1 protein-coding gene is annotated in these 804 nt (G+C 73.4%); it reads right to left on the reverse strand.

What is annotated here, in order from left to right; translation table 11 throughout:
* Positions 1-152: 152 nt before the first annotated feature.
* Positions 153-804 (reverse strand): hypothetical protein (locus KS423_RS46510; protein WP_224285663.1); only part of this gene is annotated, 652 nt, incomplete at its 5' end.

Here is an 804-nt window from a genome sequence, read left to right on the forward strand (position 1 = left end):
GGCCGTCGCGGCGCCCGCGCGCAGCAGCCGGCGGGAGGCGGGGCTCGGCCCGGCGGATGCAGCGGGTGCGGCGGGATCGGTGGGTGCGGTAGGCAGGGCTTCGGGCGTCGGCTCGGGCGCGCCCGGGGCGACGGTGGTCACGGTGTCGTCGTTCATACCAGCCGCTCCCACTGCCGCTTGGCGAGGTCCTTGAGGGTGTCGGGGTTCACCGGCTGGGTGCCGAAGACCTCGATCGTCATCTGCACCGTGCCGCGCTTGGCGATGGCCTCGCCGTAGTAGTACTGCTCGGTGCTCTCGGCCCAGTGGTCGGGCTCGGTTTCCACCTTGTAGCCGCCGTTGGCGCCCTCGGCGAACTGCTGCCGCCAGTCGACGGACTTCGCCTCGTCGGCGTGCTCCGCGGTGTACTGGACCAGCTGGACGCGGTAGCGGACGCCGTCCTGCTTCCAGTCGACCTCGGCCGCGCGCCGGAAGCCGTGCGAGGCGAGGTCCTTGAACCTGGTGGCCGTCTTGCCGCTCTCCTCGGCGAGTTCGCCGATCGAGATCCAGCTCGGCTTGTCCGGGTAGTCCCCCCAGGGGGTACTGCCCTCGGGGGCGCTGATCAGCAGCTTGGTCAGGTCGCCGTCGATGGAAAGCGGCTTGGGCTGTTCGGCGGCGAGGGCGGCCGGGTCGACCGTGTCGGCCGGGTAGGACGGGTGGGCGACCTGGAGCGGCGGCAGCGGCGTGGGCGGGCGCTGGGCCTGCACGGCGTAGCCGACGCCGCCGCCGGCCAGGGCGCCCAGCACCAGGGCGCAGGCGGTCAGCAGC

The organism is Streptomyces sp. LS1784, assembly GCF_020103755.1.
Classification (GTDB): Bacteria; Actinomycetota; Actinomycetes; order Streptomycetales; family Streptomycetaceae; genus Kitasatospora.